21 protein-coding genes are annotated in these 23,131 nt (G+C 71.4%); 15 read left to right on the forward strand and 6 right to left on the reverse strand.

Annotation, left to right across the window (positions count from 1 at the left end):
- Positions 1-93: 93 nt before the first annotated feature.
- The 3 genes from trxA to ACLQ3F_RS10130 form a co-directional block, all read right to left on the reverse strand.
- On the reverse strand, positions 94-441 hold the full coding sequence (gene trxA, locus ACLQ3F_RS10120; RefSeq protein WP_357201778.1) for a thioredoxin: 348 nt from the start codon (positions 439-441) through the stop codon (positions 94-96).
- Positions 420-803 carry a MerR family transcriptional regulator gene (locus ACLQ3F_RS10125; RefSeq protein ID WP_425848158.1) on the reverse strand — a complete coding sequence of 128 codons (384 nt, stop codon included), beginning with the start codon at positions 801-803 and terminating at the stop codon, positions 420-422. The genes trxA and ACLQ3F_RS10125 overlap by 22 nt, the downstream gene beginning before the upstream one ends.
- A 98-nt stretch (positions 804-901) precedes the next feature.
- Complete coding sequence (locus ACLQ3F_RS10130) at positions 902-1,855, reverse strand: AraC family transcriptional regulator (protein ID WP_425848161.1); 954 nt, start codon at positions 1,853-1,855, stop codon at positions 902-904.
- Positions 1,856-2,078: 223 nt separating this feature from the next.
- Here ACLQ3F_RS10130 and ACLQ3F_RS10135 point away from each other — a divergent pair, with 223 nt between their 5' ends.
- From ACLQ3F_RS10135 to ACLQ3F_RS10150, 4 genes are all read left to right on the forward strand, one after another.
- On the forward strand, positions 2,079-3,620 hold the full coding sequence (locus tag ACLQ3F_RS10135; RefSeq protein WP_425848163.1) for a flavin-containing monooxygenase: 1,542 nt from the start codon (positions 2,079-2,081) through the stop codon (positions 3,618-3,620).
- A 115-nt stretch (positions 3,621-3,735) separates the two neighbouring features.
- Positions 3,736-4,935, forward strand: coding sequence for a low temperature requirement protein A (locus ACLQ3F_RS10140; RefSeq protein WP_425848166.1), 1,200 nt, complete (start codon positions 3,736-3,738; stop codon positions 4,933-4,935).
- A 157-nt stretch (positions 4,936-5,092) separates the two neighbouring features.
- Positions 5,093-5,989, forward strand: a complete 897-nt coding sequence (locus tag ACLQ3F_RS10145; RefSeq protein ID WP_425848168.1) for an acetyltransferase — start codon at positions 5,093-5,095, stop codon at positions 5,987-5,989.
- A 75-nt stretch (positions 5,990-6,064) separates the two neighbouring features.
- A complete protein-coding gene (locus tag ACLQ3F_RS10150; protein WP_425848171.1) occupies positions 6,065-7,042 on the forward strand; it encodes an alpha/beta hydrolase in 978 nt (325 codons plus the stop codon).
- 49 nt (positions 7,043-7,091) lie between these two features.
- Here the strand turns inward: ACLQ3F_RS10150 and ACLQ3F_RS10155 are convergent, their stop codons facing one another.
- A complete protein-coding gene (locus ACLQ3F_RS10155) occupies positions 7,092-8,180 on the reverse strand; it encodes an aldo/keto reductase (protein WP_425848174.1) in 1,089 nt (362 codons plus the stop codon).
- Positions 8,181-8,320: 140 nt separating this feature from the next.
- Between ACLQ3F_RS10155 and ACLQ3F_RS10160 the strand changes: the two genes are divergently transcribed.
- The 11 genes from ACLQ3F_RS10160 (at position 8,321) to ACLQ3F_RS10210 (ending at position 21,164) form a co-directional block, all read left to right on the forward strand.
- Positions 8,321-8,926, forward strand: a complete 606-nt coding sequence (locus ACLQ3F_RS10160) for a TetR/AcrR family transcriptional regulator (protein ID WP_425848175.1) — start codon at positions 8,321-8,323, stop codon at positions 8,924-8,926.
- A gap of 627 nt (positions 8,927-9,553) precedes the next feature.
- The gene (locus ACLQ3F_RS10165; RefSeq protein ID WP_425848177.1) at positions 9,554-10,645 is read left to right on the forward strand and encodes a LacI family DNA-binding transcriptional regulator; all 1,092 of its coding nucleotides are present in this window, start codon (positions 9,554-9,556) and stop codon (positions 10,643-10,645) included.
- Entirely contained in the window at positions 10,642-11,577 is a 936-nt protein-coding gene (locus ACLQ3F_RS10170; protein ID WP_355010245.1) for a carbohydrate ABC transporter permease, read from the forward strand. Before ACLQ3F_RS10165 ends, ACLQ3F_RS10170 begins: the two co-directional genes overlap by 4 nt.
- 1 nt (position 11,578) lies before the next feature.
- A complete protein-coding gene (locus tag ACLQ3F_RS10175) occupies positions 11,579-12,418 on the forward strand; it encodes a carbohydrate ABC transporter permease (RefSeq protein WP_238667634.1) in 840 nt (279 codons plus the stop codon).
- 35 nt (positions 12,419-12,453) lie between these two features.
- Positions 12,454-13,746: an ABC transporter substrate-binding protein gene (locus ACLQ3F_RS10180; protein WP_425848180.1), complete on the forward strand. Its 1,293-nt coding sequence runs from the start codon at positions 12,454-12,456 to the stop codon at positions 13,744-13,746.
- A gap of 4 nt (positions 13,747-13,750) precedes the next feature.
- The gene (locus ACLQ3F_RS10185) at positions 13,751-14,920 is read left to right on the forward strand and encodes an ADP-ribosylglycohydrolase family protein (protein ID WP_357206896.1); all 1,170 of its coding nucleotides are present in this window, start codon (positions 13,751-13,753) and stop codon (positions 14,918-14,920) included.
- Positions 14,917-16,278, forward strand: a complete 1,362-nt coding sequence (locus tag ACLQ3F_RS10190) for an ADP-ribosylglycohydrolase family protein (RefSeq protein WP_425848183.1) — start codon at positions 14,917-14,919, stop codon at positions 16,276-16,278. The genes ACLQ3F_RS10185 and ACLQ3F_RS10190 overlap by 4 nt, the downstream gene beginning before the upstream one ends.
- Positions 16,275-17,213 carry a ribokinase gene (locus tag ACLQ3F_RS10195; protein WP_425848186.1) on the forward strand — a complete coding sequence of 313 codons (939 nt, stop codon included), beginning with the start codon at positions 16,275-16,277 and terminating at the stop codon, positions 17,211-17,213. The genes ACLQ3F_RS10190 and ACLQ3F_RS10195 overlap by 4 nt, the downstream gene beginning before the upstream one ends.
- Positions 17,210-19,159 (forward strand): SUMF1/EgtB/PvdO family nonheme iron enzyme, encoded by a 1,950-nt coding sequence (locus ACLQ3F_RS10200; RefSeq protein ID WP_425848188.1) that lies wholly within the window; start codon positions 17,210-17,212, stop codon positions 19,157-19,159. The genes ACLQ3F_RS10195 and ACLQ3F_RS10200 overlap by 4 nt, the downstream gene beginning before the upstream one ends.
- Positions 19,156-20,343 carry a CaiB/BaiF CoA transferase family protein gene (locus ACLQ3F_RS10205; protein ID WP_425848190.1) on the forward strand — a complete coding sequence of 396 codons (1,188 nt, stop codon included), beginning with the start codon at positions 19,156-19,158 and terminating at the stop codon, positions 20,341-20,343. The genes ACLQ3F_RS10200 and ACLQ3F_RS10205 overlap by 4 nt, the downstream gene beginning before the upstream one ends.
- A complete protein-coding gene (locus ACLQ3F_RS10210) occupies positions 20,343-21,164 on the forward strand; it encodes an HpcH/HpaI aldolase/citrate lyase family protein (RefSeq protein WP_425848191.1) in 822 nt (273 codons plus the stop codon). Before ACLQ3F_RS10205 ends, ACLQ3F_RS10210 begins: the two co-directional genes overlap by 1 nt.
- 85 nt (positions 21,165-21,249) lie before the next feature.
- Here ACLQ3F_RS10210 and ACLQ3F_RS10215 read toward each other — a convergent pair whose 3' ends face one another.
- Positions 21,250-21,843, reverse strand: a complete 594-nt coding sequence (locus ACLQ3F_RS10215; RefSeq protein ID WP_425848192.1) for a DUF305 domain-containing protein — start codon at positions 21,841-21,843, stop codon at positions 21,250-21,252.
- Between the two features lie 71 nt (positions 21,844-21,914).
- Positions 21,915-22,829: a DUF1996 domain-containing protein gene (locus tag ACLQ3F_RS10220; RefSeq protein ID WP_425848194.1), complete on the reverse strand. Its 915-nt coding sequence runs from the start codon at positions 22,827-22,829 to the stop codon at positions 21,915-21,917.
- Positions 22,830-23,131: the final 302 nt, after the last annotated feature.

The raw sequence follows: 23,131 nt of genomic DNA on the forward strand, positions 1-23,131 counted from the left end.
GCCGGCCGCACCGGGATAACGATTTCCACAGCTGATGATCTCGGGCGAAACCCTGGGCGTCTGGACCGACCCCCGGGGGCGCACCGCTGGCCGTTACCACCCGGCCTGCGCGGTCAGGGTCTCTCGCAGGTACGTCTTCGGCCTGGACCCCACTGTCGAGCCGACGACCTCGCCCTGACGAAACACGAGCAGCGTCGGCAGGGACATCACCCGGTAGCTACGGGTCGCTCTGGGATTCTCGTCGGAGTTGAGCTTCGCCACGACCATCCGGTCACCGAACTCCTGGGCCAGTTCGGCGAGGCTCTTCTCGATGGCCTTGCAGGGGGGACACCAGTCCGCCCAGAAATCGACGACAACGGGTCGGTCGCTGGCCAGCACCAGCTCCGCGAATGTGTCGTCCGTGACGGTGACGAGCGAGCCTATGTGCGTCTCCTGGGGCATGTCTTCTCCCGATGTGCGATCGCCTGAGTGAGTTGACTGTGCAGTTGCTGGCGTACCGCGCCGAGCCGGTCGATGACGGCCTCGACTTCGACGATCTTGCGCCGCAGCACCAGCACCGAGTCCGGGCAGACGTCACCGGACGTGTTGCCGGCCCGGAGGCAGGCGACGAACGGCCGAACATCGTCGAGGCCGAACCCGACGTCGAGCAGCGTCCGGATCTCCCGTACGACGCGTAGCTCCGACTCGTCATAGTCGCGGTAACCGTTGGGGGAGCGCTGCGCCCGTACCAATCCGTGCGCCTCGTAGTAGCGCAGCGTGCGAGGGCTCGTGCCGGCCCGCTCAGCCAGCTCGCCGATCAGCATCCAACCTCCTCCATCGGCCCGTCGCGACCACGCTAAACCTTGTCGTCAGCGTCAAGGCAAGGGCCGACCGTGCGGAGGGCGGGACGAGGCGACGGTCGTCACCGACGCAGGGTCGTGGACGGCGTCTCGCCGAAGCGGCTCCGATACTCGGTCGCGAACCGACCGAGGTGCACGAAGCCGTGTTGCAGGGCAACCGTCGTCACGGACGCCCCCGGAGCGGCGGAGCGGAGCGTGCGGTGCGCCGCGTCGAGCCGGCACGCCCGCAGGTACGCGGTCGGAGTGATCTGCAGCTCGCGACGGAAACAGTCCTGAAGTGTTCGCACGCTCACCCGTAGCGCCTCGGCGACGTCACCGACGGTCAGCGCCTCCCCGTGGTGTTCGGAGATCAGGGCGCAGGCCCGGCGGACGAGACGCCCGGGGTGGGCGTGCTGGCCCGGCTCGGCCAGCAGGTGGGAGTGGCTGTGCTGATGGGCCAGCAACAGCTTGCCGATGAGCCCCTGTTCGAAGCGGGCGGATACCTGCGGGTGGTCGAACAGGGACGCGTCCGCCGGCTGGGACAGCTCGTCGGCGAGGAACGCCACCCCGCGCGCCCACGCCTGCGCGGTCGGCGTGGTCATGAGCATGCCGACGTCGAGGCGGACCGGGTCGTCCACCGGGTGGCCCAGCAGGCGGGCGAGTTCCCGGTCGACGGCGTGCCGGTCGGCGTAGAAGATCCGGTGGGGTGATCCCTCGGACCACCGCATGTCCGAGGAGTCGTACGGGGACAGCACCGAGGCGACGTCGGGGGTCGAGGTCACTGTCTGACCGGCGTGCCGGACCATCGTGCTGCCGGCGCTGGGGATCTGGACGAGGTAGAAGGTCTCCAGGGCTGGCGGTTGGATGCGCACCGCCTGCCCGTAGTCCAGGTCGATGACGCCCACCCCGCCCGCCCGGCGAGCCGCCATCCGCAGTTGCACGGCGTGCACACCCGCCTGCGGGGTGAGCCGGTGTGGACAGAAGACCCGACCCACCTCGGCGCGAGCCCGGTCGACGTCGTCCGTCCGGACCGTCACCGCATCCATCCGACACCTCCCGGGCGTCCCGTCGCGCTGACCGTAAGGCGTGACCGGGCCGGACCAGATCCGAAAGCCGTCGACCCGACAGGAAAGGGTCTGGCTGCGTACCGCGGACAGCGCCCGCGTCGAGCGGATAGCGACCTTCGTGGCCTGCTCGCTAGCGTGCGAGCACCGCGGGCGGTCAGCGCCGGCACGGTTCGTACGTCCTTCGGAGGAGATCATGAGGATTGCCGTCGTCGGTGCCGGATTCGCCGGTGTGAGCGCAGCCAAGGTGCTGCGGCAGAGCGGATTCGACGTCACAGTGTTCGAGCGCGCGCCCGACGTCGGCGGGGTGTGGAGTCGTACCCGGCGATATCCCGGTCTGCGCACCCAGAACGACAAGGGCACCTACCACCTCTCCGACCTGCCGATGCCCGCCGACTGCCCGCAGTGGCCGTCGGGTGAGCAGGTCCAGCGGTACCTGGAGAGCTACGTGGAGAAGTTCGGGCTGGCCAGCGCGCTGCGCCTGTCCACGGAGGTCGCCTCGGCCGAGTTGGTCAACGACGAGACCGGGTGGCTGGTGACCTCGCGGCCGGCGGGCGCCCCGGCCCCGTTGACCGTGGAACGGTACGACCACCTGGTCGTCGCCAACGGCATCTTCTCCGACCCGGTCGTCCCGTCCTTCGACGGGCACGCGAGCTTCGCGGCTGCCGGAGGGCGCGTCCTGGCGACGGGGGAGTTCCACGACATCGAGGCCGCCCGGGGCAGGAACGTCCTCGTGGTCGGGTACGGCAAGTCGTCCTGCGACGTGGCGGTCCCGGTGAGCGAGGTCGCCGCCCAGACCCACGTGGTGGCGCGCGAACTGCTCTGGAAGATGCCCCGCAAGCTCGGTGGAGCGCTCAACTACAAGTACCTGCTGCTCACCCGGATGGGTGAGGCGCTCTTCCGTTACCTGCACCTGAAGGGCTTCGAGCGGTTCCTGCACGGCCCGGGGAACGGTCTGCGCCAACGTATGGTCGACAGCGTCGGCTCGGTCGCGACCCGGCAGTTCAACCTGCGCGAGCTGGGTCTCGTGCCCAACGGCAGCTTCGAGGACATCGCCCGCAGCACGGTCAGCCTCGCCACCGAAGGCTTCTTCGAGCGGGTCACCGACGGCCGCATCGCCGTACACCGGGAACAGGTGATCACCGAGTTGCTGGTCGACGGTGGCCGGCCCGCCGCGCGCCTGGCCGACGGCACGGTGCTCCCCGCCGACCTGGTGATCTGCGGTACGGGCTTCCGCCAGCACGTGCCGTTCTTCGACGACGCGTTGCACGCCCGGCTCCAGGACGACGCCGGCAACTTCATGCTCTACCGGCAGATCCTGCCGATCGGCGTGCCGCGGCTGACGTTCGCCGGCTACAACTCGTCGTTCTTCAGCCCGCTCAGCGCGGAGATGGCGGCGGTCTGGACGGCCGCGTACCTGCGGGGAGGGATCACACTGCCGACCGAGGTCCAGATGCGCGACGAGGTGCGCGCCCGACTGTTCTGGATGACGAAGCGCACCAACGGACGGCACGCTCGGGGCACGAACATCATCCCGTTCTCGATGCACAACGTCGACGAGGTGCTCGACGAGCTGGGGCTCAACGTCGGCCCGCTGACCCGGGCCCGGCAGTGGCTGCTCCCCGTCGACCCGGGCTCGTACCGCAGGGTGACGGCACAGATGATCCGGCGTACCGCCGACCCGGTATCCGCCATCAGCGACGGAGACCCGATGAAGGTGGATAAAATACGCAGATAGGCATCAGGTGGGGCCGGTCGGCGAGGGAGGCTCGGGGACGATGGCAGCGGAACGGGGTCACCACAGTGGTGCGCCCGTCTCGACGACCCTGGCCGGCTGAGCTGTCCCGCCGTCCGTGCTGACGCGCACCGAGTTCTTCCGTGGGCTCGGGGACAGCAAGAGCCCTCGCTCGGCGACCGTCCTGGAACTGCTCTTCGACATCGTCTACGTCTTCGCGCTGGCCCGCCTCGCCGGGCGGGTCGCCGACGACCTCACCATCGTCCGGCACACACTGCTGTCCGAGGCCGGCCAGACCGTTCTCTTCTTCGCGGCGATGTGGATGATCTGGTCGCTCAACGCCCTCCTGGCGAGCACCTACGACCCCCGGCGCCCCGATCTCCAGGCCGTCCTGTTGGCGACGATGTTCGGCACGCTGGTGCTGGCTGTCACATTGCCACAGGCATTCGGCCAACGTGGCGTGATATTCGCCTGCACCTACGTGATCATCCAGGTCGGCCGACCGCTCTTCCTGGTGTTCGCTCTGCGGGGTCACGCGGGTCAGGCGTTCTCGCTGCGGGTGCTGACCTGGCACCTGGCGTCCAGTGTGCTCTGGATCAGTGGCGGCATCAGCGGTGGTCTCGGCCGGGGCGTCTTCTGGACCCTCGCGCTCGCCATCGAGCTGATCGGCGCCGCCACCACCTACCCCCTGCCCCGGATGGGCCGGCGACAGCTCACCAGCCTGCGGGTCACCGTCTCGCAGGAGCATCTCGCCGAGCGGTACAACCAGTTCTTCATGATCGCTCTCGCCGAGGTGGTGCTCGAAGCCGGTGCCGCGGTCAGCTTCCCGGGCTTCACCACCGAGGGATCCATCGCCCTCGTCGCCTCGTTCGTGGCGGTCGTCTCGTTTTGGCGGATCTACTTCTACCACGTCAGATCCGGTTCCGCCTCGACGCCGAGCGGGGAGGGGATCCAACTGTCCCGGTGGGCGAGCTACAGCCTGCTGTTGATCGTCGGTGGCATCATCTGCACCGCCGTCGGCTTCGGACAGGTCATCGAGGATCCGCACCCGCCGATCGACTGGGCTCTGGTGGCCATCATCTTCGGCGGCCCGGTGCTGTTCCTGATCGGGCGGAGCACCCTGGAGAGCGAAACCCGAACCGCGCCGCGGTGTCGGGCGCTGTACTTCGGCGCGGTGGCGCTGCTCGTGGCGGCCCCGCCGATGGTGCTGCTCCCGCCGATCGCCGTCGCGGCCGTCGCGGCGATCATCCTGGCCGGCATCACCGTGTACGACCAGCGAGCCCACAAGCGTGGGGCGCAGACCAACCCGACGTTGTGACGATCCATTGCGGCCGGCGACCCCTGCGCATATGGTCGTCGGGCACGCCGTCGAGATGGAAGGAGGTCAGAACAATGTCCGATGTTCTGCGCCCCCTCCGCGCTCCGGCGTCCGCGCGGATCTGATCCGGGGCGCGCGCTTCCCGGAGGTCCAACCCATGACTGATCTGGTCATCCGTCCGCTCGTCGCGGGCGAGGAAAACCTGTTCGACTCCATGCCTGATCCGCTGCCCCAACTGCGCCAGGTCGCGTACGCCGACGGGATCGCCGGTGGCGGCTACCGTCCCGAGAACACCTGGGTCGCGCTGCGCGCCGGGCGGTTGGTGGGCCGTGCCGCCTGGCTCCTTCCCCCGGGTGCGGTCGGTGCCCCGTGGCTGGAACGGTTCGACCTGGATGCCGAGCCGGAGGTGGGCGCCGAGCTTCTACGCGCCGCCCACCAGGCGCTGGGCGGTCCCGGTCTGTACTACGCCGCGCTGCCGGCGCACTGGCGGCGTCGGCCCGAGGTGCTGGCCGTGGTGCGGGCGCCCATGGCGGCCGCTCGCCTCGCCGGGCTGGTCGAGCGGGGGGAGCGACTCCGCTGCTCCTGGACGGGCACCCCCCTGCCCGCGTCCTCCGGTCGGTACGACTTCCGTGCGCCCGTCGACGTGGCGGAGGTCAACTCCCTGGTCGCCAGGATCGCCGAGCCGGACGTGCTGACCGGCGTCGAGATCGCGCGTGTGGTCGGCGGCGTCGACCTCGCCACCGACCCGCTGGCCTGGTTGGGCGACAACACCGGGCAATGGCGCGTTGCGGTGGACGCCGGTGAGCCGGTGGGCCTGGCCGGTACGGCCGGAGACGCCTGCTACCCCCTGCTCGCCTACCTCGGCCTGCTCGACGAGGCCGCCCGGCCCGAACTGTTGGCCGAGGCGGTCCGGGTGCTGGCCGCCGGCGGTGCCCGCGAGGTCATCGCCGACGTGGACTCGCACCGGGTGGCGGTACTGGCGGAGTTGGAGCGGACCGGCTTTCGGCAGTTGCGCACCCGGGTCGTCTTCGCGCCGCCGAACAGCAAGGAATAGCTGACCGGGTGCGCCCGGTCACCCGGGCGCACCCCCTCAGCCGGCGTCGAGCGCGGCCCCTGTCAGCATCTGACCATGCCGGAGATCATCGCGCTCCTCGTCGGCGGGTTGGCGCTCGTCGTGGCGGCGGTCGCCGGGCTCTACCTCTGGCCGGTGGGCCGCAAAGGGTTACGGGTCGCGCCGGCCCGACCGCTCGACTTCGACACGGCCACCCGTGCCGCTGCGGCCATCATCGCCGCCGAGACGGCCGGCCCGGAGGTGCGACCCGAGTCGCGCAGTCGCCTGCTGAGCCACGGTTCCCGTACCGGCCGGGCCGTGCTGCTCTTGCACGGCTACACCCTCGCGCCCGAGCAGTACGAACGGCTGGCCGAGGAGTTCTTCGACAGTGGGTACAACGTCTGGGTTCCCCGGGCGCCCCGGCACGGGACCGTCGACCGGCGGGCCCACCACCGGGTCGAGGCCGGTGAGCTGACGACGTACGCCGCGCAGGGGTGGGCCGTCGCGGCGGCCCTGGGAGACGAGGTCGGCGTCGTGGGCATCTCCGGGGGCGCCGTGCTGGCCGCCTGGCTGGCCCAGGTGCCGGGAAACGTCGTACGGCATCTGCTGTTGCTGTCGCCGTTCTTTGCTCCGAATCCGCGACAGGCGCCGGCCTACGCGGTGAAACCGCTCATCACGCTGTACGGGCGTCGCGTTCTGCGGGATCGCGTCACGTCGCGGGGATACTCCCTCGCCGCCGTCACCCAGTACCTGACGATCGCGCGCACACTGCCGAAGCCGCCGCGGCGGACCGGTCTGCGGAGCGCGGCGGTCGCGATCAGCCCCCTCGACGGCGTGGTGGACCTCAGGGCGGCGGTCGACGTGCCGCGCCGGATCGCCGACGCGAATGCGATACCGCTGCGGGTGTGCACCCTGCCGGAGACGTTGGGCGTCGAACACAACACCCTCAACCTCGCCGCCCTCGGCGTCGAGGGCGGCGAGCTGCGCCGGCTGTACGTGGCGCTCTACGAGGGTGCACCAGCACCAGAACCAGACCCCACACCAACCCACCGCTAAATCCCCCGCGGGGTAGGGGTAGGGGTAGGGGCAGGGGTCGTGCGAGGTTCTACTTGGCGTTGAACACCGGCGGGGCGTAGCCGGCCGGCTTGTCGCCGATGCCGAGGCCGGGGCTCACCACCCAGGACTGGTACTGCGGGGTGAACATCACGTAGGGCACCCCGAGTTGCGGAGCGCTGGCCTCGTCGAGACGGCGACGCGCGTCGGCCGGGATCTCGAAGTCGAGTGCCTCGAAGTTGCTGCCGATCTGCTCGGCGCTGCTCGCGCCGATGATCACCGAGGCCACTGCGGGTTGGGTGGCGACCCAGTTGATCGCGACCTGGGCCATGCTGCGGCCCAACTCGGTGGCGACGCTCTCCAGGGCGTCGATGACCTGCCACTCGCTGGCGCTGACCTCGCGGCCGCCAGTGTCGGGATTGGTCAACCGGCCGGTCCCGCTGAGGCCGTCGCCGCTGCGGCGGTACTTGCCGCTGAGCAGGCCGCTGGCGATCGGGCTCCATGCGGTGAGCCCCATGCCCATGGTCTGGGCCATCGCCACGTACTCCGCCTCGATGTCGCGGCTGACAAGGGAGTACGGCAGTTGCAGATTGATCATCGGGGCCAAACCGTGCGCCTCGGCGTAGCTCTGCGCCCGGGTGGCATACCAGGCCGGTACGTCGGAGAGGCCGGCGTACCGGATCTTGCCGGCACGCACCAGGTCGTCGAGAGTGTGCACGACCTCCTCGACCGGCGTGATCCGGTCCCAGGTGTGCAGCAGGTACAGGTCGATGTAGTCGGTGCCCAGTCGCCTTAGCGACGCCTCGACGGCCCGCATGATGTGCTTACGGCCGTTGCCACTCGCGTTCGGGTCGCTCGGGTCGACGGTGTTGGTGAACTTGCTGGTGAGCACGAGCCGTTCGCGCACGCCGGCCCGCTCGATCAGCCGGCCGAGGATCTTTTCGCTCTCGCCGGCGGTGTAGAAGTCCGCCGTGTCGATGAAGTTGCCGCCCGATTCCAGATACCGGCGGAAGATCGGCTCGGCCTCCTCCTCGGTCTTGCCGTACGCGGCGTGGAATCCGTCGACGCCGAAGTTCATGGTGCCCAGCGCCAGCCGGCTCACCCGCAGACCGGACCGCCCGAGCAGGTAGTAGTGGTTCATCGTTGTGTCCTCTCGATCACGTGGCGGCCCCGAGCGGACCGTTTTCCAGACCTTTGCTCGACAAAATTGGACCTGCAAGTCCAAAAGCCGAGCTAGGGTCAGCCGGGCAGGCACGAGGGGCAAGCGGTGAGGGAGGTCTCATGACAAGGGCGCTGACCCGCAAGGGTGAGGCCACCCGGGCGCGGATCGTCGCCGGCGCCGCCGCCGAGATCCGTGAGCGCGGCGTCGACGAGGTACGCCTCGAGGATGTGATGGCCCACACCGGCACCAGCAAGGGCCAACTTTTCCACTACTTCCCGGACGGGAAGGAAGAACTGCTGCTGGCGGTGGCCCAGCACGAGGCGGACCAGGTCCTGCTCGACCAGGAGCCGATGCTCAGCAACCTGACGTCCTGGCCGGCCTGGCTGGCGTGGCGCGACCGACTGATCGAGCGCTACCGGGCACAGGGGGTGAAGTGCCCGCTCAACGGTCTGCTCGGCCAGACCGGGCGGCGGGCGCCGGGCGCGCAGGCGATCGTGACCGGGCTCATGTGGCGCTGGCAGAACGCGATCGCCGACGGCGTCCGGCACATGCAGTCGACCGGGGACATCTCCGCGGACGTGGACGCCGACCGCGCCGCCGCGGCGCTGCTCGCCGGCATCCAGGGCGGCGTACTCCTGCTGCTCTCCACCGGAAAGACCGACCACCTGGAAGCGGCCCTCGACCTCACCATCGACTCCCTGCGGGCAGGTGCCCCGACGGCCTGATCGTGTCAGGATCTGCCCGTCGGACAACAGCTCGTCGAGCACGGGCGGGAGCTGAGCCGAAGCCGGCACGGTTATTCTTGCGCCCGAGTTCTGGGAGATCGGAGCAGACGCGGCAGGTGACGACGACATTTCCGGGTGAGCACCCGCACCGGCCGCCGACGGGCGCGTGATCGCGCCTCCGTCGCAGCGGCCTCCGTCGTCATGTCCTGCTCGACGAGCCCACCAACCACCTCTCGCCGACGCTCTGTGACGAGTTGGAGGACGCGCTGGGCACCGGCCCGGGTGCCATCGTCGTGGCCAGCCACGACCGCAGACTCCGCTCCCGCTGGCCCGGCCGAGAGCTCCGCCTCCCCACCTGAACCCACCCCACCCCCACCCCCACCCCCACCCCCACCCCACCCCCCGGAACTGTTGATCATGAAGTTATCGCCACGACACGCCGCTGCGCAGGGCAATAACTTCATGATCAACGCGGCGGGGTGGGAGGTGCGGTGCGGTGCGGGGGTGCGCGGTGGGGTGCGGGTCGCGGGGGTTGGAAACGTTTTCGTAACGGGCCCTTGACCTCTCCGCCATTTGCGGAGCAGACTCCCCGGAAACGTTTACAGCTATCGGGTGGAGGTGCCGAACGTGGGTCGTAAACGTTTACAGGAACCGGCGGACGGCCGGCCCACGGTGCACACCGTCGCCGCCCGCGCCGGCGTCTCCATCGCGTCCGCCTCGCGGGTGCTCAACGGCGTCGGCGGCAGCCCCGAGACGATCCGCAAGGTTCGTGAGGCGGCGGCCGAGGTGGGCTACGTGCCCAACGCGATCGCGCGGTCGTTGCAGTCCCAGCGCACCGGTCTGATCGCGCTCGCGGTGGAGGACATCGGCAACCCGGTCTACGTGGAGATGATGCGGGCCATCGAGGCTGTGGTCGCGTCCTCCGGGCGGCAACTGCTGGTGCACGCCACCGGCGGGCGGATCGACAACGAGACCGCTCTGCTGCGACGACTGGCCAACCGCTACGTGGACGGCATGATCGTCTCGCCGATCCGGGTCACCGACGACCACCTCACCGCGCTGGTGGACAGTCCGGTGCCGGTGGTGGTCGTCGGCCAGCTCGGCGAGGACGCTCCGATCGACAACGTGCGTACCGACTCGCGACACGGTGTGGCGCTGGCCGTGGACCATCTCGTCGCCACCGGCCGACGGCGGATCGGTTTCGTCAACGGTCCGCTCGACACCGTTCCGGGCGCCGCCCGCGACGCCGGATTCCGGGCCGCCCTGACCCGACACGGCATCCCGCTCGACGCCGACCTGATCGAGGTCGGCGACTTCCAGTACGCGGCCGGCCGCGCCGCCACCGAGCGACTGCTCGCCCGCGCCGACCCGGACGCCCTGGTCTGCGCCAACGACCTCATCGCGGTCGGCGCGCTGCACGCCCTGCTGGTCGCCGGCCGTCGGGTGCCGCAGGACGTCGCCCTGGTCGGCATGGACGACACCGAACTGGCCCGGATGATGTTTCCCCAGCTCTCCAGCGTCTCGCTCGGCTCGGCCGAGCGTGGTCGTCGAGCCGCCGAACTGCTCCTGCACCGCATTGCCGACGCCACAGTGCCACCGCGACGCGAGCAGGTGCCGCCAAGTCTCGTCGTTCGCGCGTCCAGCGCCGCGACCCTGCCGGTCCCTCGACCCGCCGGCCCACCCACCACCCACCCGTCCAGCGAAGGGGTGACCGCATGACCACCCTGACCGAGCGGCCGGACGTCGAACGGGCCGAGCCGGCCCGGCGGCGCAACCGGTTCCGCTCCGACCGCACCACCATCTACCTTCTCCTGCTGCCGTCGCTGCTGCCGATCCTGGTGCTGTCGGTGTTTCCCCTGCTGCGGGGCATCTACCTCGGCTTCACCGACGCCCGCGCCGGTCGCAACGTCGAGGTCAGCTTCACCGGCCTGGCCAACTACCGGGACCTCCTCGGCGACGAGCTGTTCTGGAACTCGTTCAAGATCGGTCTTCTGTGGGCGGTCGGGGTGACTGTGTTGCAGTTCCTGCTCGCCCTCGGGCTGGCGCTGTTGCTCAACCAGCAACTGCGGTTCCGAGGTGTGGCGCGGGTGCTGGCCGTCGTGCCCTGGGCGATGCCGCCCGTCGTCGTCGGCATCCTGTGGAAGCTCGTCTACCACCCCGACGCCGGCCTGATCAACGAGTTCTTCCACCGCGTCGGGGCCGACGGACTGCGGACGAACTGGCTGGGCGACTTCAGCACCGCACTGCCTGCGGTGATCATCGTCGGGGTCTGGGCGGGCATGCCGCAGACCACCGTCGTCCTGCTCGCCGGCCTGCAGGGTGTGGGTCGCGAGCTGCACGAGGCGGCGGCGGTGGACGGGGCCAGCACCTGGCACCGGTTCCGGCACGTCACGCTGCCCGCGCTGGCGCCGGTGATCGTGGCGATCACCTCGCTGGACTTCATCTGGAACTTCAACTCGTTCGGCCTGGTCTACGTGCTCACCGCCGGTGGACCGGGCGGCAAGACGATGCTGCCGATGCTCTTCGCGTACGAGGAGGCGTTCCGCTACGGCAACTACGGCTACGCGGCGGCACTCGGCAACGTCATGGTCGTGATCATCATCGCGCTGCTCGCGGTCTATCTCCGTCGCCGGCTCAGGGAGGCGAACTGACATGTTCGGAAAACCGAGCCGCACGAGCCGGACGCTGCAGTACCTGGCGCTCGCCGGCTACCTGATCTTCCTCGGGTTCCCGCTGGTCTGGCTGCTCTCCACGGCGTTCAAACCGCCGCGCGAACTGGTACGCCTGCACCCGACGTTGATCCCGGACAACCCGACACTGCAGAACTTCGTGCAGGCGTTCACCGAACAGGAGCTGGGCCGGGCAGCGCTCAACAGCCTCCAGGTCTCCCTCGCCTCGGCGGTCCTGACCGTGCTGGTCGCCATGCCGGCGTCGTACGCGTTGGCCCGGTTCCGCTCCAAGCTCGGCACCGCCGCGCTGGGCTGGGTGCTGCTGTCCCAGCTCTTCCCGTTCGTACTGCTGATCATCCCGATCTTCCTGGTGCTGCGGCAGGTCGGTCTGGCCAACACGCACGCCGGGCTGGTGCTGATCTACGTGGTCTGGGCGCTGCCGTTCGCGCTGTGGATGTTGCAGGGCTTCGTCCGCAACATCCCGAGGGAGCTGGAAGAGGCAGCGTCGGTCGACGGCGCCACCCGGGTGCAGGTCCTGCGGCGGGTGGTCTTCCCGCTGCTCGCTCCGGGCCTGGTCGCGACCGCGTTGTTCTCCTTCATCTCGGCCTGGAACGAGTTCTTCTTCGCACTGGTGCTGATCAAGACCCCGGAGCTGGCCACCCTGCCGGTGGCGCTGGCCCGGTTCGTCGGCATCGAGGGCACCGCCCGGCTGGGTCCCCTGGCCGCCGGTTCACTGCTGGCCACGCTGCCCAGCCTGATCTTCTTCGCGTTCATGCAGCGCCGGCTCTCGTCCGGGTCGCTCGCGGGCGCGGTCAAGGGCTGAACCGTCCCCCCAACCACCACCAAGGAGGTACCCCCATGCTTCGTACCCGATTCCGCCGACTCGCGGCGGGCGCCGCGGTCGCGGTCGTCGGCCTCGGCGCGCTCACCGCGTGCGGCTCCGGCGGCGACGACGAGGCCGCGTCCGGCCCGGCCAAGCTGCGTTTCCTCAGCCTCGCCTGGCAGAAGGAGTCGCTCCAGGTCAACAAGGACCTGGTCGCCAAGTGGAACGCCGAGCACCCGGACATCCAGGTCGAGTACGTCCAGGGTGACTGGAACTCGGTGCACGACCAGTTGCTCACCTCCTTCGAGGGCGGCGACGCGCCGGACATCGTGCACTACGAGGCGTCCTCGATCGGGGAGTTCAGCAAGCAGGGCTACCTGGCCGACCTCTCCGACCTGGTCTCCGACGACCTGAAGGGGCAGATCGACAAGGGCATCTGGGACACCGCCACCGTCGACGGCAAGGTCACCGGCGTGCCGTTCCTGCTGGAGTCGCAGGTCGTCATCGCCAACAAGAAGCTGCTCGACGCCGCAGGTGTCGCGGTGCCGCCGGCCGACGGCGGCTGGACCTGGGACGAGTTCCAGAGCAACGCGCAGAAGCTCACCAAGCCCGGCCAGTACGGCGCGGCGTGGGCGTTGAAGTCGCCTACCAACCGGGTGCTCAACCTGGCGCTCAACTACGACGGCAAGTTCTTCTACGGCGACGGTGGGCGCACCGAGGTCAAGGTCGGCGACGCGGAGAAGGAGATCCCGAAGCGGATCCACGACATGCTCTACACCGCCAAGTCCGCCTCCCCGGAGGCGCTCGGCATGAGCGGCGCGGACACCCTGCCCGGCTTCTTCGGCGGGAAGTACGCGATGCTGCCCGGCTCGGTGTCGCTGCGCCAGCAGATGGTCGAGCAGGCGCCGGCCGGCTTCGAGTGGGTCACCCTGCCCCCGATCAAGGGACTCTCCACCAAGCAGGCCGCCAACCCGCAGACGCTGTCGATCTCCGAGGACAGCAAGCACAAGAAGCAGGCCGCGCAGTTCCTGGAGTACTTCCTGAACCCGACGAACATGGCCGCCCTCGCCAAGGGCGACTGGCTGGTGCCGACCGGCAAGCAGGCCAACGAGCAACTGGTCAAGATCACCGAGGGCAAGCAGGGCTGGGACGTCGCCTCGGACAGCGCCGCGGACCTGACCGTCGCCCCGTTCCAGCAGGCCGACGGCTACCCGGAGTGGAAGACCAAGTACGCCACCCCGGCCCTCCAGCAGTACTTCGCCAACAAGATCACCCTCGATCAGCTCGGCACGCAGCTGGTCGACGGTGGCAAGCAGGTTCTGAGGTAACGACATGTCACTCTTGCTCGACACATCGGTTGGTTGCCTGGTCGGCGCCGCTGTCGGAGACGCCCTGGGTGGCGCCACCGAGACGGCGCTGCCCGAGCAGATCCGTTCCCGCTTCGGCGGCTGGGTAGAGGGCATCGTGCCCCCGTACCACGCCGACTGGGCCACCGCGCGACCCCTCGCGCCCTACCACAAGGGCGACGGGCACCTCACCGACGACACGTTGATGACCCACGCCCTGGTCCGCGCGTACGCGGCCAAACGGGACCACCTCGATGCCTTCGACGTGGTGGACCTGCTGGTTCCCGACCTGATCGAGCGGGTGGTGTACATCCCCGACCTGGAGCGCGACGGGGTGACCTTCCACCGGCTCGCCGCCGCCGAACGGTGGCTGGTCACCCGACTGCACCACGCCCACGCGGACCCCCGCGAGGCCGGGGTCGGCAACATCGTCAACTGTGGCGCGGCCATGTACATGGCACCGGTCGGCATCGTCAACGCGGGCGACCCGGCCGGGGCGTACGCCGAGGCGGTGGAGATCGCCGGCGCGCACCAGCACAGCTACGGGCGGGAGGCAGCCGCCGTGTTCGCGGCCTCGGTCGCGGCGGCCGCGACCCCCGGCGCGAGCGTCGAGGACGTCGTCGCGGCGGCGCTGGACCTGGCCCGCGACGGCACCCGCGCGGCCATCGACGCGGTGGTCAAGGAGGCCCGCGGCCACAGCGACTGGAAGCAGGCCATCCCGGCGCTGCGGGCCGCGGTCGCCCCCTACGACACGGTGGGGGAGGAGTACCGCAGCCCCGGCCTCGGCGCGCGGCGGCCCAGTCGCCTGCACGCCATCGAGGAGCTGCCGGTGGCTCTCGGCATGCTCGTGGTGGCGGGCGGCGACTTCCGGGCCGCGGTGCTCGGCTCGGTCAACTACGGCCGGGACGCCGACTCCACCGCCACCATGGCCGCCGCCATCGCCGGGGCGCTCGGTGGCGCCGACGCGGTGCCGGCGGAATGGTCCGACGTGGTCGCCACCGCCTCCAAGACCGACCTGGTGGAACCGGCCCGGGTCCTCGCGACGGTGGCCGGCGAGGTCTTCGAGCGCGACCAGGCTCGCTTTGCCCGCCGGGCGGAGCGGTTCGCCGGGCTGGCCGCTGGTGCCACCCGGGGGGTTGGGGGCGAGACCCGGTGAGGATCACCTGGGTTCAGCCGGAGGACCTGCTGCCGCACGAGCTGGCTGCCAGCCGGGACGAGGGACGTGACGTCGCCGCGATCGCTCAGCGGTGGACGGCGGCTGGCGGGGACCTGACGCCACCGGTCAGCGGGGCGTCGGTGAACCCGGCGTCGCCGGAGCTGCGGGCCCTCGCCACGGAGCTTCTGGACGCCGCCGACGCGGTGCCCGCCGTCGACACCACTGACGAGGCCGACGACCTGACCTCGCTGCGGGCCGGGTGGCCGACCACCTGGTCGCTGCCGACCGAGGCGGCGTACGACCGGCTGCACGGCGGGTGGCTCGGCCGGGCGGTCGGATGCCTGCTCGGCAAGCCGGTGGAGAAGATCCCCCGCGAGGGCATCCGGGAGATCCTCACCGCTACCGACCGGTGGCCACTGCGCGACTGGTTCACCGCGAAGGGGCTCCCGGCCGACGTTGCCGCCCGCTGGCCGTGGAACCGGCGCAGCGCGCCGACCAGCCTCGCCGAGAACATCGACGGGATGCCCGAGGACGACGACCTGAACTACGCGTTGCTGGCCCTGCGCGTGCTGGAGACGCACGGTCGGGGCTTCACCAGCGCCGACGTGGCGCAGGCGTGGCTGGACTGGCTGCCCGGCGGGCGGGTCTTCACCGCCGAGCGGGTGGCCTATCGCAACCTGCTGCTCGGGTACCCACCGCCGCAGAGCGCCCGCCGGCACAACCCGTTCCGGGAGTGGATCGGCGCGCAGATCCGCACCGACGTGTACGGCTGGGTCAACCCCGGCCGGCCGGACCGCGCCGCCGATCTGGCGGTACGCGACGCGACGGTCAGCCACGTCCGGGGAGGGGTGCACGGCGCGCTCTGGGCTGCGGCCCTGTCGGCAGCCGCGCCGGTGGCCGACACCATGGACGAGGTGCTGGACGCCGCCGAGGCGGTGCTGCCGCCGAACAGCCGGTTCGCCGCCACGGTCCGGGAGGCACGCGCCCTCGGCGCGGGCACCGACGACTGGGAACGCGTCGTCGACGAGCTGTACACACGACACGGCCACCTGCACTGGGTGCACGTCCGCAACAACGCGGCGCTGGTGGCCGCCGCCCTGGCGTACGGGCGGGGGGACCTGGAACGGTCGATCACCGCCGTGGTCAGTGGTGGCTGGGACACCGACTCGACCGGCGCGACGGTCGGCGCGGTGGCCGGAGCGCTCACCGGCGCGTCCGGGCTGCCGCAGCGCTGGGTCGCCCCGCTGCGCAACCGGCTGGCCAGCAGCATCGCCGGCTTCGACGGGATCGGCTTCGACGAGCTGGCCGAGCGGACCCTCGCCCTGGCACAGCCGGCGACGGAAGGGAGCGTGGCATGAGCGCGCGGGTGGCGGTGGTGGGCAGCAGCAACCTGGACCTGGTGGTCACGGCGTCGCGGCTGCCCCGCCCCGGTGAGACGGTGCTCGGCGAGAACTTCCGGACCGTACCCGGCGGCAAGGGCGCCAACCAGGCCGTCGCCGCCGCCCGGGCCGGTGCGGCCTGCGACTTCGTGGGAGCGGTGGGCGACGACGAGTTCGGTACCCGGATGCGGGCGAGTCTCGTCGACGCCGGCGTGGACGTCAGTGGTCTGCGGACCGCAGCCGGCCCCTCCGGTGTCGCGTTGATCGCCGTCGACCGGGACGCGGAGAACTTCATCCTGGTCGCGCCCGGCGCCAACGGAACGCTGACCGAGCTGGACGCGGACGACCGGGCGACGATCGCGGCGGCCGACGTGCTGCTGCTGCAACTGGAGGTGCCGCTGAGCGCCGTGCTCCAGGCGGCGAGCTGGGCCCGGGCCGACGGCACCACAGTGGTGCTGAACGCCGCGCCCGCCGCCGCGCTGCCCGCCGCCCTGCTCGACCTGGTTGACGTGCTGGTGGTCAACGAGCACGAGGCGGCGGTCGTTGCCGAGGTCGCCTCCGACGAACCGCCGGTGCTGCTCGACGCCCTGCTGAAGCTGGTGCCCCGGGTGGTGCTCACCCTCGGCGCGCGCGGGGCCGCGTACGCCGATCGACACGGCCTGCGTCTCGCGGTCCCGGCGCCGCAGATCGACGCTGTGGACACCACCGCCGCCGGTGACGCGTTCACCGGCGCGCTCGCCGTCAGCTGGGCCGAACGCGGCGGCGCCAGCAGCGAGGACACCGTCACCGCCAGCCTGCGCTGGGCCTGCGCCGCCGGCGCGGCCTGTGCCCAGCGGCCCGGAGCGTCCACCGCCCTGCCCGAACGGCCGGCCATCGACGCCCTCTACGACGCGACCTACCGAGGTGCACCGTGAGCTTCAACCCGTACGTCCCGCGCCCGATCGACCGGCCGACCGAGGTGCCGTTGGGCGGGCACGCCGACCTGAGCACCCTGGACGAGGCGAAGATCTTCGCCGCCCCCGCCGACCCGGCCGACTGGCCGGCCTGGCGGGAGCAGATCGCCCGGTGGCGGGTCGACGCCCGGGACCGGATCGGCTATGTCGGCGAGCACTACGACGAGATCGCCGGTGACTGCTTCAGCGTCTGCCTGGCCTGGCTCTGGGACGAGACGCTCTACGACCACGAACGCGGCGTCTTCACCGTCGACGAGTTCCTCGACGCGGCCGGGCGGGACTTCGGCGGCTTCGACGGGGTGGTGCTCTGGCACGCGTACCCGGTCATCGGCCTCGACGACCGCAACCAGTTCGACTGGTACCGGGACGTTCCGGAGCTACCCGATGTGGTGCGCGCGTTCCAGCAGCGTGGGGTGCGGGTCTTCGTCGACTACAACCCGTGGGACACCGGCACCCGGCGCGAGGTGGGCAGTGACGCCGAGGAGGTCGCCACGCTGGCAGGCAAGCTCGGCGTCGACGGGGTCTTCCTGGACACCCTCAAGGAGGGCGCCGGTGAGCTGCGCACCGCGCTGGACGCGGTGCGCCCCGGCATGGTCCTGGAGGGCGAGAGCCGGGTGCCGCTGGCCCGCATCGCCGACCACGCCATGTCCTGGGCGCAGTGGTTCGCCGACTCCGAGGTGCCCGGCGTGCTGCGGGCGAAGTGGTTCGAGCGACGGCACGTGCTGCACCACACCCGGCGCTGGCACCGCGACCACCTCGACGAGCTGCACTCCGCCTGGCTCAACGGCGTCGGCGTGCTGGTCTGGGAAAGCGTCTTCGGCGTCTGGGTCGGCTGGAACGAGCGCGACCGCGCGGTGCTGCGGGCGATGCGCCGGGTGCAGAGCAGCCACGCGGCGTGGTTGCGCGCCGAGGACTGGGTGCCGCTCGCCGACCACCCCGGCGACGGCCAGGTGTACGCGTCCCGCTGGACGCACGACGACGAGCCGCTGTGGACGGTGGTGAACCGGGGCGCGGACCACGACGGCCCGTGGCTGGTCACCGATCCGAGCGCTGGCCGACACTTCGTCGACCTGGTCACCGGTGCCGCGTTGACCGTCACCGAGACCGCCGACGGTCGACTGGCGGTGGGCGGCCCGCTCCCGGCCGGCGCGATCGCGGCCGTGGCGCGCGGACCCGCCTCAGCGCACCGGCACGAGCCGCCGACCGGCGACCCGTCCTTCCCGGCCCGCGCCGCGGTGCGAGTCCGTACGCCATGGGCGCCCCGACCGCAGGTGCCGCCGGGCCTGGTCGCCGTCGAGGGCGGCCGGCATGACCTGGTCGTCCGGCACCGGGTACGGGAGACCGGGCTGTACGGCGAAGCGCCCTACGTCGACGAGTGGAAGCCCTTGCCGCCCCGGCTGCACCACCCCGGCACGCTGCGGCGCAGTGTGCGGCTCGGCCGGTTCGCCATCGCCATGCACGAGGTCACCCACGGCGAGTACGCCGAGTTCCTGCGCGCCGCCGGCTACGTTCCGGTGCGCCCGGAGCGGTTCACCGCCGGCTCCGGTCCGGCCGGCGCCCCGGTGACCGGGGTCGAGCTGGCCGACGCGCGGGCGTACGCGGCGTGGGCCGGGCTGCGACTGCCCACCGAGGACGAGTGGCAGGTCGCCGCCGAGGCGGGGCTGCTCGTACGGCGGGAACCGCTGGTGTGGAACCTGACCGAGAGCGAGCACTCCGACGGTCGTACCCGCTTCGTCATCCTCAAGGGCGGCGCCCAGTACCGGGCGCAGGGCTCCGACTGGTACCTCGACGGCGGCCCGCAACCGGCGGACGTGTCGGTGAAGCTGCTGCTCACCGGTGCCGGCCTCGCCCGCTCCGAACAGGTCGGCTTCCGTTGTGCGGCCGACCTGCCGGAGGTGACCCGATGACCGCGCCACTGGACGGTGTCAAGGTCGTCGACCTGGCCACCCTCTTCGCCGGGCCGCTCGCGGCGGCGTTCCTCGGTGACTTCGGCGCCGACGTGATCAAGGTGGAGCATCCGGCCAAGCCGGACCCGTCGCGGGGGCACGGCCCGGCCCGCGACGGTGTCGGGCTCTGGTGGAAGGTGCTCGGCCGCAACAAGCGCACCGTCACCCTCAACCTCTCCGACCCGGACGGCGCCGCGTTGCTGCGTCGGCTGCTCGCCGACGCCGACGTGCTGGTGGAGAACTTCCGCCCCGGAACGCTGGAGCGGTGGGGGCTCGGGCCGGCCGAGCTGCACGCCGTCAACCCCCGTTTGGTAATCACCCGGATCAGTGGGTTCGGGCAGGTCGGCCCGTACGCCCGCCGGCCCGGCTTCGGCACCCTCGCCGAGGCGATGAGCGGTTTCGCCGCGGCCACCGGGGAACCGGACGGGCCGCCCACGCTGCCCCCGTTCGGGCTGGCCGACTCGGTGAGCGCGCTCGCCGCCGCGTACGCGGTGATGCTCGCCCTGCGGGCCCGCGACGTCACCGGCGCCGGGCAGGTGGTCGACCTCGCCATCATCGAGCCGATCATGGCGATGCTCGGGCCGCAGGTCACCTGGTACGACCAGCTCGGCTACATCCAGCCCCGGCTGGGCAACCGGTCCAACAACAACGCCCCGCGCAACACCTACCGCTGCGCCGACGGGCGCTGGGTGGCGGTCTCCACCAGCGCGCAGAGCATCGCCGAGCGGGTGCTGCGACTGGTCGGCCGCGGCGAGCTGATCGACGAGCCGTGGTTCGCCACCGGCAGCGGGCGGGCCGCCCACGCCGACGAGTTGGACGCGGCGGTGAGTGCCTGGGTGTCGCAACGGGACCGCGACGAGGTGGTGGCCGCGTTCGAGGAGGCCCAGGCCGCGGTCGCCCCCGTCTACGACGTGCGCGACATCCTCGTCGACCCGCAGTACGCCGCGCTGGGCACCGTGCGCACCGTGCCGGACGAGGAGCTGGGCGAGGTGCGGATGCAGAACGTGCCGTTCCGCCTGACCGAGACGCCCGGCGAGATCCGGCACGCCGGCCGGCGGCACGGCCAGGACACCGACACGGTCTTCGGCGCGCTCGGCCTGAGCGCCGAGGAGTTGGCCGCGCTGCGCGAGCGGGGGGTGCTCTGATGCTGTTGAGCTGGCTCTACGTACCCGGCGACCGCCCGGACCGGTTCGCCAAGGCGGTCGCCTCCGGTGCCGACGCGGTCATCCTCGACCTGGAGGACGCCGTCGTCGCCGGACGCAAGGCGTACGCCCGGGACGCCGTCGCCGAGTTCCTCACCGAGGGGCACCCGGTGCCCGTGCAGGTCCGGGTCAACGAGCTGACCGGCCCGGACCTCGATGCCGACCTGGCGGCGGTGGCCGGCCGGCCCGGGTTGGCCGGGCTGCGGCTGCCGAAGGTCGAGTCGGCCGCGACGCTGGCGGCCCTCGCCGAGCGGGTCGACGTGCCCCTGCACCCGCTGATCGAGTCGGCGGCCGGGCTGGAGGCCGCGTACCCGATAGCCGCCGCTCACCCGGCGGTGGCCTCGATCGGGCTCGGTGAGGCCGACCTGCGCTCGGATCTGGGGGTGAGCGACGACGACGGGCTGCTCTGGGCGCGCGGCCGGGTGGTGGTCGCGGCCCGCGCGGCCGGTCTGGCCCCGCCGGCCATGTCGGTGTACGCCGACGTCGTCGACCTCGCCGGTCTGGCCGCCTCCTGCGCGGCGGGCCGACGGCTCGGGTTCCTCGGCCGTGCGGCGATCCACCCACGCCAGCTCCCGGTGATCGTCGACGCGTTTCGCCCGGCCGATCGGGAGGTGGCCCGCGCCGCGGAGCTGCTGGCCGCCGTGGCGGACGCGCACCAGCGGGATTCGGGGACCGTGGTGCTGCCCGACGGTCGCTTCGCCGACCGGGCGATGGTGGCCGCCGCCCGGCGCGTCGTCGACCTCGCCGCCCGCTACGCCGCCTGAGCCGCGCCGGCTGTTCCTCCAAGTCGTCGGTTGTGGGTGGGGCCAGCCAGCCTCGGCTCCGCCCGATCGCCCACTGAGCGCGCGACTACGCGGGGTCGAGGTGATCGAGCCGTTCGAGGTCGGCGGTGCCGGACCGAACCACGGCCGCCGCCAGCGCGACGGTCGCCGGCTGGGCCCCGCTCTGCTGCTCCGCGGTGGCGATCCGGACCGACTGTGCGAGATGCGCCCGCAGGTGCCCGGCGAGCAGGCGGTGAAACGGCTGCCCGTTGGCCGCCCGCAGCGCGGCCATCTCCTGCGCGGTGGCCATGCCTGGCATGTCGTGGCCCTCGTGCGGATTCGTGGTCGGGGCGGCGGCGTCGGCCAGTAGCCGGCGGGCGCGTTCCAGATCGGCGCGTCGGGTGGTGGCCACCTGGGTGGCCGTCTGCCGCCAGGCCGGGTCGGTGGTCCGCCCCGGCACCAGATCGAGGACGGGCAACAGGCGTTCGGTCATCGCCACGGTCAGTTGCAGCCAGGCGACGTCGGTCGGGTTGAACGCCGTACCCGTGGAGGTCGGCGTGCTCGTGGCCGGTGGCGCGGCCACTGGTGGTGTGGCGGTGCGGACCGCGTCGCGTGGCCCGGGGCCGCAGCCGGCGACGAGCAGCACGGCGATGAGCACCGTGGAGGCTGCGGGCTGGCGCATCCGATCTCCCTTCCCAACCAGGGCGGCGGGCCCGGGTGACCGGACCCGCCGCCGTGGTGTGGAGCTGTCGCTCAGATCGGTCGGCCGTCGTGACCGCACTTGATGACGGGACGGATGCAGTCCTGGACCCGGCGGGCCAACTCCGCGACCGGCCAGGCGTTGAAGAAGTCGCCGTGCATGGTGTAGCCCGGCCCGGAGGCCAGCCGGAACCGCGACGGATCGCCGGTGACCGGGTACCGCAGCACCTGGCGCAACTTCGGCACGTGCACCGGGTGGGTGCTCGGGCAGGCCTGGTTCACCGGGTACGCCAGGTGGCTCTTGTGGTCCGGCGAGTCGAGGTCACGGCCGTTCCAGCACTGCGGGAAGTCCAGGTACGACTCCAGCATCGTGCCCGATGGACAGTTGACGAAGTCCTTCGACGGCGGCACGTGCCCGGCGTGCAGGCAGGACCAGCGGGCGATGCTGTCGTTCGGCCCGGTGGCCTTCGCGTTGCCGGCGACGAGCCGCAACCCCTGCGGGAACGGCTGGGTGTTCGCGACGACGTCGGCGCGTACGCCTTCGCCCAGGTAGTAGAACGTGGCGATCGCCGGCTCCACCGCGACGTTGTCCCGGTACAGCGTCGGCACCCAGTACGACGAGACGTCCACCTGCGGGTTGCAGGTGGTGGGCGAGTTGACCAGGTCGGGGAGGGTGGTCCTGGCGTTCGTCACAGTGCTGCCGAAGAAGCTGTGCATGTGCGACGCCCCGGGCAGCCCGGGGAAGACGATCGGGTCGTCCGGCAGCCGGTGGCTGTAGGTGCAGTCGGCGGGGAACTCGGCGACCCGGATGGCGTTGGCGCCGAAGTCAGCGCCGGCTTGGCCGGGGGCGGCGTCGGCCCGGTTGGTGGTGGACACCAGGTACGTGCCGAGTAGTACCAGCAGGGCGCCGATCGCCGTGGCGAGGCGCAGTCGGCGGGGGATGCCGGAGAGGGGTGCGGCCCTGTCCATCGTGACTCCTGTCGGGGGACGGGTCAGGGACAGCTCCGGCGCCGCCGCCGAAGGCATCGGAGTTGTGCCTGGCCAGACTGGGTGGTGGCCGGTTGGGCCGGGTGCGAGAGAGCGCTCTCACTGCTCCCAGCCTCACGCCGAAGTCGACAATTGTCAATACGTGCCGCAGATGGTGGAAAGACGACGAAGGGCCGGACCCTCGTGGGGTCCGGCCCTTCGGTCGTGTGGTGTGGGTCAGCTGGTGGCGTAGCCGCGGGTGGCGATCCAGTCGGCGAGGTGTTCGACGCTGATCTGGTAGGCGG

It is taken from the genome of Micromonospora sp. DT15, from assembly GCF_049841475.1.
GTDB lineage: Bacteria > Actinomycetota > Actinomycetes > Mycobacteriales > Micromonosporaceae > Micromonospora.

What these genes read in the sequence shown, in the direction of transcription:
- trxA (WP_357201778.1), bottom strand. Translation starts at nt 441, where the DNA reads ATGCCCCAGGAGACGCACATAGGCTCGCTCGTCACCGTCACGGACGAC.
- ACLQ3F_RS10125 (WP_425848158.1), bottom strand. Translation starts at nt 803, where the DNA reads ATGCTGATCGGCGAGCTGGCTGAGCGGGCCGGCACGAGCCCTCGCACG.
- ACLQ3F_RS10135 (WP_425848163.1), top strand. Translation starts at nt 2,079, where the DNA reads ATGAGGATTGCCGTCGTCGGTGCCGGATTCGCCGGTGTGAGCGCAGCC.
- ACLQ3F_RS10145 (WP_425848168.1), top strand. Translation starts at nt 5,093, where the DNA reads ATGACTGATCTGGTCATCCGTCCGCTCGTCGCGGGCGAGGAAAACCTG.
- ACLQ3F_RS10150 (WP_425848171.1), top strand. Translation starts at nt 6,065, where the DNA reads ATGCCGGAGATCATCGCGCTCCTCGTCGGCGGGTTGGCGCTCGTCGTG.
- ACLQ3F_RS10155 (WP_425848174.1), bottom strand. Translation starts at nt 8,180, where the DNA reads ATGAACCACTACTACCTGCTCGGGCGGTCCGGTCTGCGGGTGAGCCGG.
- ACLQ3F_RS10160 (WP_425848175.1), top strand. Translation starts at nt 8,321, where the DNA reads ATGACAAGGGCGCTGACCCGCAAGGGTGAGGCCACCCGGGCGCGGATC.
- ACLQ3F_RS10170 (WP_355010245.1), top strand. Translation starts at nt 10,642, where the DNA reads ATGACCACCCTGACCGAGCGGCCGGACGTCGAACGGGCCGAGCCGGCC.
- ACLQ3F_RS10175 (WP_238667634.1), top strand. Translation starts at nt 11,579, where the DNA reads ATGTTCGGAAAACCGAGCCGCACGAGCCGGACGCTGCAGTACCTGGCG.
- ACLQ3F_RS10180 (WP_425848180.1), top strand. Translation starts at nt 12,454, where the DNA reads ATGCTTCGTACCCGATTCCGCCGACTCGCGGCGGGCGCCGCGGTCGCG.
- ACLQ3F_RS10185 (WP_357206896.1), top strand. Translation starts at nt 13,751, where the DNA reads ATGTCACTCTTGCTCGACACATCGGTTGGTTGCCTGGTCGGCGCCGCT.
- ACLQ3F_RS10195 (WP_425848186.1), top strand. Translation starts at nt 16,275, where the DNA reads ATGAGCGCGCGGGTGGCGGTGGTGGGCAGCAGCAACCTGGACCTGGTG.
- ACLQ3F_RS10205 (WP_425848190.1), top strand. Translation starts at nt 19,156, where the DNA reads ATGACCGCGCCACTGGACGGTGTCAAGGTCGTCGACCTGGCCACCCTC.
- ACLQ3F_RS10210 (WP_425848191.1), top strand. Translation starts at nt 20,343, where the DNA reads ATGCTGTTGAGCTGGCTCTACGTACCCGGCGACCGCCCGGACCGGTTC.
- ACLQ3F_RS10215 (WP_425848192.1), bottom strand. Translation starts at nt 21,843, where the DNA reads ATGCGCCAGCCCGCAGCCTCCACGGTGCTCATCGCCGTGCTGCTCGTC.
- ACLQ3F_RS10220 (WP_425848194.1), bottom strand. Translation starts at nt 22,829, where the DNA reads ATGGACAGGGCCGCACCCCTCTCCGGCATCCCCCGCCGACTGCGCCTC.